This window comes from Pseudomonas cistanchae (genome assembly GCF_054483635.1).
Window position 1 is genome coordinate 133,785 of sequence record NZ_JBTLWN010000007.1, and the last position, 16,600, is coordinate 150,384.

Here is a 16,600-nt window from a genome sequence, read left to right on the forward strand (position 1 = left end):
GCCCGAGGTTTGCGCCTCGGGCTTTTTTGTTTCGGCTCAGCTTATTTGCTGGCATCCAGCACCACGCGGTAGCGCGCCTTACCGCTGCGCAGGTGGTCGATGGCCTCGTTGACCTTGCTCATGGGGAAATGCTCGACCTGCGGCAGGATCTGATGGCGTGCGCAGAATTCCAGCATCTTCGCCATATTCGCCGGCGAACCGACGGGTGAGCCGGACAGGCTCTTCTGCTTCGGAATCAGGTTGAACACGTGCACTGGAATCGCGCTGGGCACGATGCCGACAAAGTGCAGTCGGCCCTTGCCGCGCAGGGTGCCGATCATCGCGTTCCAGTCCAGGTCGGCGCTGGCGGTGACCAGCAGGAAGTCCAGGCTGCCGGCAATCGCTTTCAATGCCGCGCTGTCGGTCGAGGCCACCACTTTGTGTGCGCCCAGGCGCTTGGCTTCTTCCTGCTTGCTCAGGGACGAGGTGAAGGCAGTGACTTCGCAGCCCCAGGCATTGAGGAACCCCAGCGCCAGGTGACCGAGGCCGCCAATGCCGACCACGCCGACCTTGTCGGTGGGCTTCACGTCGAAATCCAGCAGCGGGCTGAACACCGTCGAACCGGCGCAGAACAGCGGGCCGACCAGCGCCGGGTCGAGGCCATCCGGCAGCGGCACGGCCCAGGCCCAGTGGCTGCGCAAGCGGTCGGCGAAACCGCCATTGCTGCCGACAATGGTCGGTTTTACCGTGCCGCAGAGCTGATGCGCGCCTTCCATGCAGGAGCTGCAATGCATGCAGCTGCCCTTGTACCAGCCAATGCCGACCCGCTGGCCGAGCTTCAGGCCACGCGCCTGCGGGCCGAGGCGCACTACGGTGCCAACCACCTCATGGCCGGGAATGAACGGGTAGCGCGCGTTGCCCCACTCGTTGTCGATCATCGACTGGTCGGAGTGGCAGATGCCGCAGTATTCCACCGCCACTTCGACGTCTTCGGCGCCCAGCGGGCCCGGGTCATAGCTGTGCGGTTCCAGTGGCGCGCCAGGCGCTTTGGCGGCCCAGCCGGTGAAGGTATCGACTACGGATTCGGACGAACTCATCGCAATTGCCTCGCGGGTTACAGGACCCCGCCAGCATAGCCGTCCCGACGCAGAAAATACGCCTGGATAAGTCCGGCTGATAGCCGAAGGTTGGCCTCGGTTACACTGGCACGCCTAATTGCCGCCCCCGGATGCCTGCATGCCGCGCCCGCCTCGCCCCCCGTCATCGCCCCGTTCCCCGGCCAGCCGTCCCGCGCCCAGTGCGCCGCGTCGGGTGGCCAAAGCGCCGCCCGCCGAACCGCGCCTGTTGCTGTTGAACAAGCCGTTCGACGTGCTCACCCAGTTCAATGACGAGCAGGGTCGCGCGACCCTGAAGGACTTCGTGGCGGTGCCAGGGGTTTACCCGGCCGGGCGGCTGGACCGTGACAGCGAAGGGCTGTTGCTGCTGACCAACGATGGCGGCCTGCAGGCGCGTATCGCCGACCCCAAGCACAAGCTGGCGAAAACCTACTGGGTGCAGGTGGAAGGTGAGCCGACGGCTGAACAGCTACAGCGGTTACGCAAGGGTGTGGAGCTGAACGATGGCCCGACCTTGCCAGCCGAGGCGCGGCTGCTTGAGGAGCCGCAACTGTGGGCGCGCAACCCACCGGTGCGTTTTCGCAAGAGCATCCCGACGGCCTGGCTGGAACTGGTGATTCGTGAAGGGCGCAATCGCCAGGTCCGGCGGATGACCGCAGCGGTGGGCTTGCCGACCCTGCGTCTGGTGCGCGTACGCATCGGTCCCTGGAGCCTGGACGGTCTGCAGCCTGGCGAGTGGAGGGAAGTCGAAGCGCGCCTGTAGCGCTAGCAGGCCGTTGAAAAACTACCTACGTTGGCAATACTGCGTAAAAAACAGGCCGGGACTCGGCGTCTCGGAATGCTCATTTACAGCACGTAAACTCCGCTTCCTCGCCTGTTTTTGCGGGGCCGCCTAGGCCTTGTCTTGCCTGCCTCGCCTACGTTTTTCAACGGCCTGCTAAATGCCTTCCAGCCCGGCGATCACAAATGTCTTGATGATAAAGCCGAGGACGCCTAGCCCCAGGGCGAGAAACAGGATCATGCTGCCGAAGCGGCCGGCCTTGGATTTCTTCGCCAGGTCCCAGACGATAAACGCCATGAACAGCACCAGGCCGCCAACCAGCACGGTCATCATCAGCTCTTCGAACACTTGCGGTTCCATCTTTACCTCGACTGGCTGCAAAACGGGCTGCGCCGTCAGGCCGAGGCGTGACGGGAAGGCGGGCGGTGCGGTTTGTTGTTATTGCAGCGCGAGGCTGTTATGGCGGGGCACGCGTTGGCACAGCGATAGGCTGGCGATTATACCTGCGCGGGGCGGTTTGTCAGCGCCGCTCAGCTGCGCAGATGCTGCAGCGGCAACTGGGTGCTGGAGAGAATCTGCTGCAGCACGAAGCTGGAGCGCACGCTGGACACCCCTTCGATGCGCGTCAGGGTGCCGAGCAGCAGTTTCTGGTAGTGGTCCATGTCCGGCACCACCACCTTGAGCTGGTAGTCGGCGTCCATGCCGGTCACCAGGCTGCATTCGAGCACTTCCGGACATTTGCGGATCTGCTCCTGGAAATGTTCGAAGCGCTCAGGCGTATGCCGGTCCATGCCGATCAATACGTAGGCGGTCAGGCTCAGGCCCAGTTTTTTCCGGTCCAGCAGGGCGACCTGGCCAAGGATGTAGCCGTCGTCCTCCAGTTGCTTGACTCGGCGCGAGCAGGGCGAGGGCGACAGGCCAATGCGCTCGGCCAGGTCCTGGTTGGACAGGGTGGCGTCGCGCTGCAGTTCGGCGAGGATGTTCAGGTCGTAACGATCAAGCTTGTTCATTTTCTACCGATTTTCTATTTGGCTTGCTGTTGATGATGCTGGATAAGTGAAAAATTGCGCAACAAGAGAATTTCTGCGCAATATTCGCAATCTTTCGTCCCGCACCCAGGGCTAAGCTTTACCTCAGTTTCACGGCCCGGACAGCACGTCCACCCGGCTCGCCCAATCAGGCCAGCCAGCGCCGCCGGTCTTACCAGACCGTCACGGCATCCGGGTCCGCACTGCCCAACCAGGCGCGCGATGAAAGCGGCAAACCATTGCCAGCACAGGACAGTTTTCCCGAGGGGAGGCCGCAAGGCCCCCCTTTTTTGTTTGGCTTTTGAATGTGTTGTGTCCACCGGCTTGCGCGTTTGTCGGTGCGCATGGCGCACCCTACGGGTTGAGGGTTGCATTGTCCCTGCCGGGCAAGTCCCAGAGTTGTAGGGTGCGCGGGGCCGCCCAGGCTATGCGCACCGGCTTGCGCGTTTATCGGTGCGCATGGCGCACCCTACGTTGAGGCTGGCCTCAACGGTCGATTGGCCCATCTTATTGAGGGCATTGGCGTTCAGGTCGCGTGTTTGACGACTTCTTCCGGGTCGGCGTGCACCAGTACCTGGGCGCGCGGGTACTGCGTGCGGATCGCCGTTTCGACCTGGTCGCACAAGCGATGCGCTTCGGCCAGGCTGAGGTCGTTGGGTAGCTCGATATGCATCTGCACGAACCATTGGGTCCCCGAAATCCGCGTACGCAGGTCGTGGGCGCCGAGCACGCCCGGTATCGCACACGCCAGCGCATGCATTTGCGCGCTGATGGCCGGGTCGAGTTCCTTGTCCATCAGCACGGCGGCCGCCTGACGGCCGATGCTGATGGCGCTCCACAGGATGTAGAACGCGATGGCAATGCCGAAAAACGCATCCAGCCGTTCCCAGCCGTAACTGGCCAGGCCGAGCGCCAGCAGAATGCTGAGGTTGAGCAACAGGTCGGAGCGGTAGTGCAGCGAGTCGGCGCCTATTGCGGTGGAGCCGGTCAGGCGCACCACGTGGCGCTGGAACAGCAGCAGGGCAAGGGTCAGTACCAGCGACAGCAGCATCACCGCGATGCCTAGCCCGGGCGCGCCCAGTGGCTGTGGATCGAGCAGCCGCGCCACGCCGTGGCTTGCCACCAGCACCGCACTGGCGGCAATAAACAGTGCCTGACCGAGCCCGGCCAAGGCTTCGGCCTTGCCGTGACCATAGCGATGATCGTTATCGGCCGGGCGCAGCGCGTAGTGCACGGCCGCCAAATTGAGCAGCGAGGCGGCGCCATCGAGCAGTGAGTCAGTCAGCCCAGCCAGCAGACTCACCGAGCCGCTCGCCCACCAGGCAATCGCTTTGGCCAGCGCCAGGGTCAGCGCCACCGCGAGGGCGGCGACCGTGGCGAGGCGCATCAGGCGGGCGTGCTGCGGCAGGATATCCATGGCGCTCCCGGCGGCTTAAAGCGGGTTGCCGAGTCGCAACCCGCGAGCGTGCGCCGAGGCTGTGGCGCGGCGCAGCGAGATCAAGCGGCTGGCTTGAGACCGTAGGCGGCGAGCTGTTGCACGTCGCCGTTGTGCTGGATCAGGCGTGGATCGTCGAGCGGCAGGCTATGGCCGGTGCTCTGTTCGATCAGCGCCTTGAGCTTGGCGTTGTCGACCTTGCCGTCGGCGTCCACCAGGTTCTGCAGATCCTGTGGGTCGACTTGCGCGCTCAGGCCGCCTGGCAGGTAGATCGCGCCGGTGGCGAAGTCGATACCGAAGGCGATCAAGCCGGGGATGACGTAGAACAGAATGCCAATAGCATTGAGGCCCGCGACCACCGGGTCGATGCGGCCTTCGATCTGGCCGCGGCGGTCCGGGAAAAACAGCGTGCCGCACGCGGTCAGCTGGGTGAGCAGGGAGACGGCGAGTACGCCACCGATAACGCGGGAGTGCATGCGCATTGGACACCTCTGGGCTGAAAGGGGGCGCAACTATAGCAAGCCGGCTATGGCAAAACCGCTGCGCCGTGGTGTGACTTGAACTAGGACCCGCAAAGCGGGCTGGCAGTTCGCCGCTATAATCGCCGGCCTGAATGGAGAGCCCATGAATTCCCTGCCGATTGATGCCCTGTTGCCCGCCCTACGCCTTGCTTTGGCCGAACGCCACGAAGCGGTGCTGGAGGCGCCACCCGGCGCCGGCAAGACCACCCGCGTGCCGCTGGCCCTGCTTGATCAACCATGGCTGGCCGGACAGCGCATCATCATGCTCGAGCCGCGCCGGCTGGCGGCCCGCGCCGCGGCGGAGCGTCTGGCCAGCGAGCTGGGCGAGGCGGTCGGCGAGACCGTCGGTTATCGCATTCGTCTGGACAGCAAGGTGGGGCCGCGCACTCGCGTCGAAGTGGTGACCGAAGGCATTCTGGCTCGGCGGCTGCAGGACGACCCGGCACTGGAAGGCGTCGGCCTGGTGATCTTCGACGAGTTCCACGAGCGCAGCCTGGATGCCGATCTGGCGTTGGCGCTGTGCCTCAACGGCCGGGCAATGTTTCGCGGTGAGGATTCCGGCGAGCCGCCGCTCAAGGTGCTGCTGATGTCGGCGACCCTGGAGGGCGAGCGCCTGGCTGCGCTGCTGGATGATGCGCCGGTGCTGCGCAGCGAAGGCCGCATGTTCCCTGTCGAGCAGCGCTGGGGCGCGCCTTTCCAACCCGGTGAGTGGCTCGAACCCAAGGTGGTGCAGACGGTGCTGCAGGCACTGGATGACGAGCCGGGCAGCCTGCTGGTGTTTCTGCCGGGGCAGGCGGAGATTCGCCGAGTCAATGAGCAACTGGCCGAACGCCTGGGCGGGCGCGCCGATGTCCGGCTCTGCCCGCTGCACGGCGAGCTGGACCTGAGCGCCCAGCGCGCCGCCATCGAGGCGCCGCCTGCCGGCATGCGCAAGATCGTGCTGGCGACCAATATCGCCGAGACCAGCCTGACCATCGATGGCGTGCGTGTGGTGGTGGACGCGGGCCTGGCGCGGGTACCGCGCTTCGATCCCGGCAGCGGCATGACCCGCCTGGACACCCAGCGCATCTCCCGCGCCTCGGCGACCCAGCGCGCCGGCCGGGCCGGGCGCTTGCAGCCGGGCGCCTGTTATCGGTTGTGGTCGCAGGCGCAGCACGAGCAATTCGCCGCCTTCAGCGCGGCGGAAATCCTCCAGGCCGACCTGGCCGGCGTGGCACTGCAACTGGCGCGCTGGGGCGTGACCCCGGACGAGCTGATGTGGCTCGATCCGCCGCCCGCCGCGGCCTACGCCCAGGCCACGGATCTGCTGATGCGCCTGGGCGCGCTGGATGGGCGTGGGTCGCTGACCGACCATGGCCGCGCAATGGCCGAGCTGCCCGCCCATCCGCGCATTGCCCATCTATTACTGCGCGGGCAGGCGCTGGGGCTGGGCCCGCTGGCCTGCGATCTGGCGGCGCTGTTGGGCGAGCGGGACATCCTCAAGGGCGCGGGCGCCGATCTGCACAGCCGTCTGGTGCTGCTGTCCGGCGAGAGCAAGGCGCCGCGTGGCCAGCAACGCAATGCCGCCCACGGCGGCGTACAACGGGCGCGGCAATTGGCCCGGCAGTTTCAGGGTTATCTCAAGTATCAGCCCGTCAGCATGCCGGTGGCCGACCCGCAAAACCCGCGTTGGCTTGGTGCCTTGCTCGCGTTCGCCTACCCGGACCGGGTAGCCCAGCAGCGCCGCGCTGGCAGCGCCGAATACCGTCTGGCCAATGGCCGCGCGGCCTTGTTCGGCGAAGCCGATGCCTTGATGAAGCACGAGTGGCTGGTACTGGCCGAACTGGGCAGTCGGCAGGGGCAGCGCGAGGAGCGCATCTACCTGGCCGCCGATCTCGACCCGTTGCTGTTCGACAGCGTGCTGGCCGAGCAGATCAGCCAGCATGAGGAACTCGAATGGGACGAGCGCGAGGGCGTGCTGCGTGCCGAACGCCAACGCAAGCTGGGCGAGTTGGTGCTGAGCCGCGAGCCGCTGAGCGGGCTGGATGAGGCAACGCGCAGCCGCGCCCTGCTCGGCCTGGTGCGGCGCAAGGGCCTGGCGCTGTTGCCCTGGACCCCGGAACTGCGCCAGTGGCAGGCGCGCGTGGCCCTGCTGCGCGACCTTGACCTGCACAGCCAGGCCCGCAGCGACTGGCCGGATGTCAGCGATACGGCCCTGCTGCAATCGCTGGAAGACTGGCTGCAGCCCTATCTGGCCAAGGTCACGCGCCTCAGCCATTTCGCCAATCTCGATCTGCCTAGCCTGTTGCACAACCTATTGCCCTGGCCATCGCCACAGCGCCTGGACGAACTGGCCCCGCGCAGCCTGCAGGTGCCGTCCGGTTCGCGCATCGGCCTGGATTACAGGGAGCAGCCGCCGGTGCTGGCGGTGCGCCTGCAGGAACTGTTCGGCCTGGCCGAGACGCCGCGCATCGCCGGCGGCCGGCAAGTGGTCAAGCTGCATCTGTTGTCGCCGGCGCGGCGCCCGGTGCAGGTCACCCAGGACCTGGCGAACTTCTGGCGCAGCACCTACGCCGACGTGAAAAAGGACCTAAAGGGGCGTTATCCGAAGCACTACTGGCCGGACGACCCGCTGATCGCCGAACCCACGGCGCGCGCCAAACCGCGCAAATAACGGGCGCCGACAGCGGCTATGGCAGGCTCAGGTCGACGCCCGCCGCTTGTAGCTCGCGGTAGGCCCGGTCGAGGTCGTCGCGCAGGGTAAGCGCATCGGGCGCGTGGCGCGAAACGATCAGTTTCAGTGGTAGCCGCTGCAGCTGCACGAATGGCAGCTCGGCCATGTTCAGGTGCTGGCGCGCCTGTTCCACCGGGGTCTGATAGTCGAGCAGAAAATCCCCGCGATGGCGCTGGAGCATTTCCAGCGCGGCGGTATGGGTGCTGGTGCGATGTTGGCTGATCCCCCGCGCGGGGTCGTTGATCAGCACGTTGATCGGCTGCCAGTAGGTGTAACCGGTGATCAGGATCAGGTCCTGTCCATGCAGGTCTTCGGGAATGCGTGGCAGCAGGTCGCCGCGGCGAAAATACAGGTTGAGGGCGATCTCACCGACCTGGGTGCGGGTCTCGATGGTGTGTTCGGACAACTCGACTTTGCCCGGTGCGCCCGGCCAGATATGGATGCCGCCATCGCGCAGGCCGCTGTACAGGCGGGCGCTGGGGTACGAGCGCATCTGCACGCGGTAGCCGGCGTGCTCCAGCAAGCGTTGGGTCAGCTGCAGAATGGCGCCTTGCGGACGGCCTTGGCTGTCGCTGTAGGAGTAGGGGGCAAACTCGTAGAAGCCGACCTGGATGATCGGCGCGGCCGCATGATCACCGGTGTCGGCGTGGCTTGTGCCAACGCCAAGCAGTGAAGCCAGCACCAGGCAAAATAAGTTTCGCGTCAATTGGTTAGCAGCTCTGTGGGCCGTTCTATCGTAATGAAATCGTCATAAAGGCAAGCATGGCGAAGGGCCATTGTTCTTGTCCAGGCGAATCTGCGAGTCAGCCTGGCCGCGCGTCGCCATGCCAGTGTTCGTCGGCGCGGTTTACCCCTTGGATAAAGCTCTGCCCCAATAGCGTGTTGCATGGCGCACCTGGATAAGCGTGACGTTGTGTGCAGCGACCGCAAAGGTAGGGTGCGCGGGGCCGCTTAGACCGTGCGCACCACGCTCCGGTATTGGTGTTGGTATTGGTGCGCGCGGCGCACCCTACGAAGTCAAAGCTCTGGATAAATGGCCTGGTGTTGCGATGGCGGCCATTACAGGCTGTAGTAAGGGCTTGGTCGTCGGCAGCGCGGGGTCGTTATGTATCGCAAGGTATTCACCAACAAGGTATTTGATCGCAAGGTGGTGGTGATCACTGGCGGCTGCGCCGGTATCGGCAGGGCGCTGTCAGTTCGCCTGGCGCAAGCCGGGGCGCGCCTGGTGATTCTCGATCTGCAGCAGCAGGCGCTGGACGGCCTGGTCCAGCACCTGGCCGATCACCACAATGCCGAAGCCCTCGGCCTGGTCTGCGACGTGGCCGATGCCGAAGCAGTGCAGCGCGCCATGGCGCTGGCGGTGGAGCGCTTCGGCGGTATCGACGTGCTGGTCAACAATGCCGGCATCACCCACCGCAGCGGCTTTGCCGAAACCGACCTGGCGGTGTTCCAGCGAATCATGGCCGTCAACTATTTTGGCGCGCTGCATTGTACCCAGGCTGCGTTGCCCAGCCTGCTGGCCCGCGGGGGGCAGGTGATCGTGCTCAGTTCGCTGTCCGGTTTCGCCCCGCTGCTCTACCGCAGCGCTTACAACGCCAGCAAGCATGCGCTGCATGGTCTGTTCGAAACCCTGCGTTATGAGCTGAAGGGCGCCGGGGTCAATGTGATGCTGGTCTGCCCCGGCTTCACTGCCACCGACCTGCGCAAGAACGCCCTGGTCGGTGACGGTTCGGTGGCTGGCCAGCCGCCGCTGGCCATGGGCAAGGTCGCGTCGCCCCAGGATGTGGCGGAGGCAATTTACCTCGGTGCCTTGAGGCGGCGACGGTTGCTGGTGCTGTCGAATGTCGGCTGGCGCGCACGGCTGCTGGCGCGGTTCTTCCCGCGGCTGTTCGAGCGGGTGATGCTGCCGCGCCTGTCGGGGCTCAAACCGACCCAGGCCGGCCGTATCTGATCAGGCCGATAATCACGCGGCAGGCAGGGCGCTGCGCAGCATAAACAGGCGAAACAGCACCACGGTGCTGAACAGTTGGAGAAAGCCGTTGAGGCTGCTCAGCGCCAGATCCAGCACGGGGTTCGCCACTGCCAGGTCGCTCTGCTGCACCCAGCCGTCGAACAGCCAGAGCGGCACCGCCACGCTCAGCACGCAGAGCAGCATCGGCCAGAAGTAACCACGGGTCATCTCGAAACTGCCGCGCAGTGCCTGCCAGGGCGTTGCGCCGCGCAACACCAGCAAGAACTCGGCGAACGCCAGTTTGATCATGACCCACAGCCCCGGCAGCACGTACAAGGCCGCACCGAACAGGATCGCCAGGGTGCTGACGCCCGCGAGTACCGCGAACGCCGGCCACAGGCGCAGGCTGGCGGCGAGCAGGTCACGGGGTGAAGCCGCCTGGCCGCCGCTGCGCGCATCGAGAAACAGGATCAGTGCACCGGTGTACAGCGGGTAGAACAGCAGCCCCAGCAGAATTCGGTACAGCGCCAGCGATTCGTCCGCATCGGCCGGCACAAACTGATGCTGCACGACGTGCTGCACGACGGCCTCGAGGACGATCAGCGGCAGGCACAGCCGGGCGATCGCCAGCAGGTTGTGGCTGAAGAAGTACCAGGCGTCGCGCAGCACATGGAGGACATTCATAAGCGGTGATCACGCTCGATTCGGCGGGCCGCCACTTTAGCGGATCGCTGTGCCGGCTCCAAACAGCGCTGCGAGCAGCGCGGCGCTGTCCACCACCTCCGCGTATTCGTCGCGCAGGTTGGCCATGGCCATGTCGTGCACGTCCTCGGCGCTGCGCGGGCGGCCGGCATAGTCGAGCTTGGCGAAGGTGTAACAGGCATCCGCCACCACCTGGGTGGCGAAGCCCAGATTGCTGGCGCTGCGTGCGGTGGCTTCGACCGAATTTTCGCTGGCGACGCCAACGATCACCAGCGCCCGGATACCGCGCGCATGCAGCCAGCGCTCCAGGCCGCTGTGGGTGAAGGCATCGGTGACGTTCTTCTCGAACACCGCCTCTGCGGGCAATGGCGCCAGTGCCGGCTGGAAGAGCACGCCGTCCTGGCCCGGTGCGAACACCGACTCGGCCTGCCGCGAGATATGGCGAATATGCACCAGCGGCCAGCCCGCGTGACGCCAGCGGGCGAGCAGGGCGGCGATCTGCGTCTCGGCCTGGGGATTGTTGCGCGGCTGGCTGACCCGCTGGATGCCCTGCTGCATGTCGATGATCAGCAGTGCAGGCGGTGATGGGCGGTTATCGGTATTCGGCATTTCGACAGTCCTGGGCTCGTGGCTGGCATACTGCACGCCGACTTTAACGCGTCATCCGCCTGCCGAGGATTCCCGGTGAAGAAAATTGCCGTATTCGCCGACGTACAAAACCTCTATTACACCGTGCGCCAGGCCTATGGCTGCCACTTCAACTATGCCGCGCTGTGGGCCGATATCAGCCAGCACGGGCAGATCGTCGAGGCCTACGCCTATGCCATCGACCGTGGCGACCAGAAGCAGCAGCAGTTTCAGCAGATCCTGCGCAACCTCGGCTTCACCGTGAAGCTCAAGCCGTTCATCCAGCGCAGCGATGGCTCGGCCAAGGGCGACTGGGACGTGGGCATCACCATCGACATCATGGACGCCGCGCCGCGTGTCGATCAGGTGGTGCTGGCGTCCGGCGACGGCGACTTCGATCTGTTGCTGGACAAGATCCGCGCCAGCCAAGGCGTCGAAGCGGTGGCCTATGGTGTGCCGGGGCTGACCGCGCAATCGTTGGTGCGCGCCGCCAGCCGCTACGTGCCGATCGACGGCGACCTGCTGCTGAGGAACTGAGCGTGCTCGACCATCCCGTTGCCGTGCTCGACTTCGAAACCACCGGCATGTCCCCGGCGCAGCAGGCGCGCGCGACCGAAATCGGCGTGGTCATCGTCGAGCGCGGAAAGATCGTCGCGCGTTACCAGAGCCTGATGAACAGCGGCGCCTGGGTGCCGCCGTTCATCGAGCAGCTCACCGGCATCAGCAATGCCATGCTGCGTGATGCGCCACCGGCCGCCCAGGTGATGCACGAGGTCGCGGATTTCGTCGGCGACATTCCGCTGCTGGCGCACAACGCCTCGTTCGATCAGAAGTTCTGGGACGCCGAGCTGGCGTTGATTCGGCGGCGTCGGCTGCAACCCTTCGCCTGTTCACTGCTGTTGTCGCGCCGGCTACTACCGCTCGCGCCCAGCCACAAACTCGGCAACCTCAACCGCTGGGCCGGCCTGCCCGATACCGGCAAGGCGCACCGGGCGCTGGCCGATGCGGAAATGGCGGCCAACCTGACCTGCTTCATGGCTGCGCTGTTGCGCGAGCGCCATGGCCTCGGCGCGGTGTCCCACGACCTGCTGTGCAACCTGCAAAAAGTCCCCGCCGCCAAAATGGCCCAGGCGCTGCAGCGGGTGCGTGGGTGTTAGCAGGCTCTGGCCATCGCCATCGCCATCGCCAACCCCAACCAAGGCCGCTTCTCTAAGGGCACCGCCAAGACCTATCGGGGCAGGTATCGCTTTTGTAGGGTGGATATGCGAAGCCTTGTCCACCGTTGGCCCCGAGATGGCAGGCAAGCTACGGCATGTCCGCCCTACGCTGTCGAAGGTCCGCTGCAACCCAGGAGCGATTTGCAGCTACGCAATTCCCCGGATTGCTTTCGGGCTGCCGGCAACCAGCCTCGCAACAGAAACGCGATGGTCGGCGCCGGGCAAGGTAAACTGCGCGCATCCGCCTATTTGCCTCGCTGGTTACCCCTATGACTTTCGCTTCCCTCGGCCTGATCGAGCCCCTGCTGCGCACCCTCGACGGCCTTGATTACCAGACTCCAACGCCGGTGCAGGCCCAGTCCATTCCACCGATCCTGCAGGGCCGCGACCTGATGGCTGCAGCGCAGACCGGCACCGGCAAGACCGCCGGCTTCGCCCTGCCGCTGTTGCAGCGGTTGATGATGGAAGGCCCGCAGGTAACCAGCAACTCGGTGCGGGCCCTGGTGCTGGTGCCGACCCGCGAGCTGGCCGAACAGGTGCAGCAGAGCTTTCTGACCTATGGTCAGCACCTGCCACTGCGCAGCTATGCGGTGTACGGCGGCGTGAGCATCAACCCGCAGATGATGAAGCTGCGCAAGGGCCTCGACGTGCTGGTCGCCACCCCTGGGCGTTTGCTCGACCTGTACCGGCAGAACGCGGTCAAGTTCAACCAGCTGCAGGTGCTGGTGCTGGATGAAGCCGACCGTATGCTCGACCTGGGTTTTGCCCGCGAGCTGCAGGACGTGTTCGCCGCGCTGCCGAAAAAACGCCAGACCCTGCTGTTCTCCGCGACCTTCTCCGAAGCCATCCGCGCCATGGCCAGCGAGATGCTGCGCGACCCCTTGAGCATCGCAGTCAGCCCGCGCAACGCCGCGGCCAAGTCGGTCAAGCAGTGGCTGATCCCGGTCGACAAGAAGCGCAAGAGCGAGCTGTTTCTGCACCTGTACCAGGCCAAGCGCTGGAGCCAGGCGCTGGTGTTCGTGAAAACCCGCAAGGGTGTCGATGAGCTGGAGGCCGAGCTGCAGCGCCACGGCATCAGCGCCGATGCGATCCACGGCGACAAGCCGCAGGCCACCCGTCTGCGCGCCCTGCAGCGGTTCAAGGATGGTGAGGTGAAGGTGCTGGTGGCCACCGACGTGGCAGCCCGCGGCCTGGATATCGACGACATGCCGCTGGTGGTCAACTTCGACCTGCCGATTGTCGCCGAAGACTATGTGCACCGGATTGGTCGCACCGGCCGTGCTGGCGCCAGCGGGCAGGCGGTGTCTCTGGTCTGCGCCGACGAGGTGCAGCACCTGGCAGCGATCGAGGCCCTGACCCAGCAGGTGCTGCAGCGCATCGACGAGCCCGATTTCATTCCCGACCACCGCGTGCCGCAAACCCTGCCCGGTGGCCAGGTGACAAAAAAGCCGAAAAAGGCCAAGAAGCCGAAAGTGGTCGGCGGCGGCAAAGGCAGCCTTGGCCGCTGGCTGGAAACCGACGAACCCACGGCGCCAGCGGTCAAGGCGGTGCGCAAGGTGCCGAGCCTGGGCGCGCCGGCCAGGCCAACGCCGAAGAAGCGTTAAGCGCTACGGCTTGGCCCGTTCGTAGGCGCCCAGGTCGCAGCGGGCGACACCGTCACCATCGCCGTCACGCGGGCGAGTCAGGCGGCGCTGGTCGTGGGCGGTGCAGGAACCCACTCCGCTGTCCACCGCCAGGCTGCCTTTGCGCAGCGCATGGCTCGGCACCGTCGAGTTGTTGTCGGCGAGTGGGTAAATCAGCCGGGTAAAGGTCTGCTCGAAGGGCAGGTACAGGTCGGCGCTGCAGTTGCTCGGTTCGCTGTTCATCACCAGGCCGATGGCCTGGTAGCGGTAGCGCGGCCCATTGTTGCGGCAATTGGTCACTTCGTCGCCGAAGAAGCCGAGGTTGCCCGCAATCAGGCTGTTGCGAATCAGCAGCTCGCCGGTGTTCTGCACGCCGTAGCCGTTGTTGTTGGCGATGGTGACGTTGATCAGGGTGGCGCTGGCGTTGATGCTCGGTGGGTTGGCGTGGTAGCCGTTGCTCAGTGCGCCGCCGGTGCCGATATGGTCGCTGAGGGTGCTGTTGGTCAGCTTCAATTGGCCGTCGTTGGCGATGGCGAAACCGCGACCGCCTTCCGAGCCGCTGTTGCCAACGAAGGCGCTGCGGGAAATGTCGGCGACTCCATTGTTATAGATGCCGGACCCAGCAGAGCGCTCGGCCTCGTCCGAGGCGCTGTTGTCGCGAATGTTGCTGTCACGAAGCAGCAGGCTGCCGCGGTTGAAGATCGCGCCGCCGCGCCCGATGTTATTGACGTCGTCGCCGCGGGAGTGGTTGTCGACGAAGTCCGACGAATAGACTTCCAGCGTGCCGTAATTGGCGATGCCGCCACCCTGGCCGTAGCGGAAGCCTTCCTCGCCGGGCATCTCGCGGTAGGTCGGGTTGATGGTTGCGGCGCGGTTGCCCTGCACCCGCACCTGTTGCAAACGCAGGTGCCCGTGGTTCTCCGCCGCGGCGCCGTTGAAGGCGGTGCGGCCGTCCTCCAGTGCCAGGTGCTGCAGGTGCAGGGTTGCGCCACTCAGCACCTCGAGCAGGCGATCGTTGCGATAGGGCGGTTGCGTCGGGTCGATGCCGCGAATGCGGGTCAGCTCGCGGCCGGCGCCGCGGATGGTGAGGTGGTCGACGACATCCAGGTCGCCGTTGAGGTTGGCATCCTCGTCGTAACGGATTTCCGGCTCGCCGAAGTCGGTCAGGCGACTCAGCACGAAATTGCCCGCAGGCAGGCGGATCAGGTCCGGCCCTGGCTCGCGATTGGCGGCGCTGACCGCATCGCGCAGCGAGCAGTGGGCGTCGCAGAAGCCGTCGTGGTCGTCGGCCATTGTGGTGATGCGCAGGTCGGCCGCCTGTAGCGCGCCAGTGAACAGGCAAAGCGCAACGGCGTTGAGGCACAGGAATGAACGATGAATGGGCATGATGGCTCTCCACACAGGTTGGATGTCTGGCGGAGAAGGCAGGGCTTCCGCTTTCAGAAACGAGATTCGCCAGCTACTGACCCGGGGCGCCTGGCAGAGGTTCCATGGCCCCCTTGACGTTGGTCAGCGAGCTGTGAAGAGGATCGCAGGTGCTAGCCGAGCTGCTGCTCAAGCCAGGCCAACAGGCCCAGGGCCGCCGCCCGGCCGCTGGCGAAACAGGCGGTCAGCAGGTAACCGCCGGTCGGCGCTTCCCAGTCGAGCATTTCGCCGGCGCAGAACACGCCGGGCAGGGCTTGCAGCATCAACTGTTGATCCAGCTGTTCGAAGGGTATGCCGCCCGCGCTGCTGATCGCCTCGTCCAGCGGCCGCGGTTTCACCAAGGTCAGTGGCAGCCCTTTCAGCGCAGTCGCCAGCAGGGCCGGGTCGTGAAAATGTGCGGCCGGCGTCAGTTCGTGCAGCAGCGCCGCCTTGACCCCGTCGATGCCGACCTGGCGATGCAGGTGCTTGGCCATCGAATGGGCGCCGCGGGGCTTGCTCAGGGCAGCTTGCAGTTTGGCGTGGCTGCTGTGGGGCAACAGGTCGAGGTGGACAGTGGCGCTGCCGTGTTGGTTGATCGCTTCGCGAATGGCTGCAGACAGCGCATAAACCAGGCTGCCCTCGACACCAGTGGTGGTGAGGACGAATTCGCCTTGGCGCGGAGCACCGTCGGCCAGCGCCAGGGTGACGTTCTTCAGCGGCGCGCCGGCGAATTTGTCCTGCAGCAGCGTGCTCCAGCCGGCGACCTCGAAACCGCAGTTGCTTGCTTGCAGCGCTGCGATGGCGACACCGCGCGCCTGCAGCAGTGGCACCCAGGCGCCATCCGACCCCAACCGAGCCCAGCTGCCGCCGCCCAATGCCAGCAAGGTGGCGTCAGCCGTCACGCTTATTTCGCCGGCGGGCGAGGCGATGCGCAGGGCGCCGCCTGCGCTCCAGCCCAGCCAGCGATGGCGGGTATGGATCGCCACGCCATGCTCGCGCAGGCGCTTGAGCCAGGCGCGCAGCAGCGGGGCGGCTTTCATATCGCAGGGAAACACGCGGCCGGAACTGCCCACAAAGGTGTCGATGCCCAGCCCGTGAATCCAGCCGCGCAGGGCGTCGGCGTCGAAGTCGGCGAGCAGTCGGGCGATTGCCTCGCGCCGCTCGCCGTAGCGCGAGAGAAAGGCGTCCTGCGCTTCCGAGTGGGTGATGTTCATGCCGCCGACGCCTGCGAGAAGAAACTTGCGCCCCACCGAGGGCATGGCGTCGAACAGCTCGACGCTGGCCCCAGCCAGGGCCAATACCTCGGCGGCCATCAGCCCGGCGGGGCCGCCGCCAATGATGGCGACGCGATACAGAGGCGGGCGAGAGGCGTTGGTCATGGTCGGCAGGGGGCTGGTGGGCGAGCGCGCATTCTACCTGAGGGCGTTCGCCGGTTTTGCGCGACAGCGGCCTGGTCGCGCACAAAGAAAAAATCGCGATGGAAGAAACCCAGACGGCGCGAATCG

Annotated in this window: 16 protein-coding genes; 6 read left to right on the forward strand and 10 right to left on the reverse strand. The window is 65.7% G+C overall.

Annotation, left to right across the window (positions count from 1 at the left end; all coding sequences use genetic code 11):
* Positions 1–41 precede the first annotated feature (41 nt).
* Entirely contained in the window at positions 42–1,076 is a 1,035-nt protein-coding gene (gene ahr / locus ACX0MV_RS18725; RefSeq protein ID WP_458984010.1) for an NADPH-dependent aldehyde reductase Ahr, read from the reverse strand.
* Positions 1,077–1,290: 214 nt separating this feature from the next.
* Here ahr and ACX0MV_RS18730 point away from each other — a divergent pair, with 214 nt between their 5' ends.
* The gene (locus ACX0MV_RS18730) at positions 1,291–1,857 is read left to right on the forward strand and encodes a pseudouridine synthase (RefSeq protein ID WP_458984224.1); all 567 of its coding nucleotides are present in this window, start codon (positions 1,291–1,293) and stop codon (positions 1,855–1,857) included.
* A gap of 174 nt (positions 1,858–2,031) precedes the next feature.
* Here ACX0MV_RS18730 and ACX0MV_RS18735 read toward each other — a convergent pair whose 3' ends face one another.
* The 4 genes from ACX0MV_RS18735 to ACX0MV_RS18750 form a co-directional block, all read right to left on the reverse strand.
* Complete coding sequence (locus ACX0MV_RS18735) at positions 2,032–2,235, reverse strand: DUF2788 domain-containing protein (RefSeq protein WP_458984011.1); 204 nt, start codon at positions 2,233–2,235, stop codon at positions 2,032–2,034.
* Between the two features lie 170 nt (positions 2,236–2,405).
* Positions 2,406–2,885, reverse strand: a complete 480-nt coding sequence (locus ACX0MV_RS18740) for an Lrp/AsnC family transcriptional regulator (RefSeq protein ID WP_458984012.1) — start codon at positions 2,883–2,885, stop codon at positions 2,406–2,408.
* 544 nt (positions 2,886–3,429) lie between these two features.
* Complete coding sequence (locus tag ACX0MV_RS18745) at positions 3,430–4,320, reverse strand: cation diffusion facilitator family transporter (RefSeq protein ID WP_458984013.1); 891 nt, start codon at positions 4,318–4,320, stop codon at positions 3,430–3,432.
* 80 nt (positions 4,321–4,400) lie between these two features.
* Entirely contained in the window at positions 4,401–4,820 is a 420-nt protein-coding gene (locus ACX0MV_RS18750; RefSeq protein WP_458984014.1) for a polyribonucleotide nucleotidyltransferase, read from the reverse strand.
* A gap of 142 nt (positions 4,821–4,962) precedes the next feature.
* Between ACX0MV_RS18750 and hrpB the strand changes: the two genes are divergently transcribed.
* Positions 4,963–7,512: an ATP-dependent helicase HrpB gene (hrpB, locus tag ACX0MV_RS18755; protein ID WP_458984015.1), complete on the forward strand. Its 2,550-nt coding sequence runs from the start codon at positions 4,963–4,965 to the stop codon at positions 7,510–7,512.
* Between the two features lie 16 nt (positions 7,513–7,528).
* Here the strand turns inward: hrpB and ACX0MV_RS18760 are convergent, their stop codons facing one another.
* Positions 7,529–8,278, reverse strand: coding sequence for a substrate-binding periplasmic protein (locus ACX0MV_RS18760; protein WP_458984016.1), 750 nt, complete (start codon positions 8,276–8,278; stop codon positions 7,529–7,531).
* 399 nt (positions 8,279–8,677) lie between these two features.
* Here ACX0MV_RS18760 and ACX0MV_RS18765 point away from each other — a divergent pair, with 399 nt between their 5' ends.
* A complete protein-coding gene (locus ACX0MV_RS18765; RefSeq protein WP_458984017.1) occupies positions 8,678–9,523 on the forward strand; it encodes an SDR family oxidoreductase in 846 nt (281 codons plus the stop codon).
* 12 nt (positions 9,524–9,535) lie between these two features.
* On the opposite strand, the gene ACX0MV_RS18770 is transcribed toward ACX0MV_RS18765, so the two are convergent.
* Positions 9,536–10,207 carry a YciC family protein gene (locus ACX0MV_RS18770; RefSeq protein ID WP_458984018.1) on the reverse strand — a complete coding sequence of 224 codons (672 nt, stop codon included), beginning with the start codon at positions 10,205–10,207 and terminating at the stop codon, positions 9,536–9,538.
* Positions 10,208–10,243: 36 nt separating this feature from the next.
* The gene (locus ACX0MV_RS18775; protein WP_458984019.1) at positions 10,244–10,834 is read right to left on the reverse strand and encodes a cysteine hydrolase family protein; all 591 of its coding nucleotides are present in this window, start codon (positions 10,832–10,834) and stop codon (positions 10,244–10,246) included.
* A 75-nt stretch (positions 10,835–10,909) separates the two neighbouring features.
* On the opposite strand from ACX0MV_RS18775, the gene ACX0MV_RS18780 reads away from it, so the two are divergent.
* The 3 genes from ACX0MV_RS18780 (at position 10,910) to rhlE1 (ending at position 13,673) form a co-directional block, all read left to right on the forward strand.
* Positions 10,910–11,389 carry an NYN domain-containing protein gene (locus ACX0MV_RS18780; RefSeq protein ID WP_458984020.1) on the forward strand — a complete coding sequence of 160 codons (480 nt, stop codon included), beginning with the start codon at positions 10,910–10,912 and terminating at the stop codon, positions 11,387–11,389.
* A gap of 2 nt (positions 11,390–11,391) precedes the next feature.
* A complete protein-coding gene (locus tag ACX0MV_RS18785) occupies positions 11,392–12,009 on the forward strand; it encodes a 3'-5' exonuclease (RefSeq protein ID WP_458984021.1) in 618 nt (205 codons plus the stop codon).
* A 329-nt stretch (positions 12,010–12,338) separates the two neighbouring features.
* On the forward strand, positions 12,339–13,673 hold the full coding sequence (rhlE1, locus tag ACX0MV_RS18790; protein WP_458984022.1) for an RNA helicase RhlE1: 1,335 nt from the start codon (positions 12,339–12,341) through the stop codon (positions 13,671–13,673).
* A 3-nt stretch (positions 13,674–13,676) separates the two neighbouring features.
* Here the strand turns inward: rhlE1 and ACX0MV_RS18795 are convergent, their stop codons facing one another.
* Positions 13,677–15,077, reverse strand: a complete 1,401-nt coding sequence (locus ACX0MV_RS18795) for a choice-of-anchor Q domain-containing protein (protein WP_458984023.1) — start codon at positions 15,075–15,077, stop codon at positions 13,677–13,679.
* Between the two features lie 152 nt (positions 15,078–15,229).
* Complete coding sequence (locus ACX0MV_RS18800; RefSeq protein ID WP_458984024.1) at positions 15,230–16,474, reverse strand: TIGR03862 family flavoprotein; 1,245 nt, start codon at positions 16,472–16,474, stop codon at positions 15,230–15,232.
* Between the last annotated feature and the right edge of the window lie 126 nt (positions 16,475–16,600).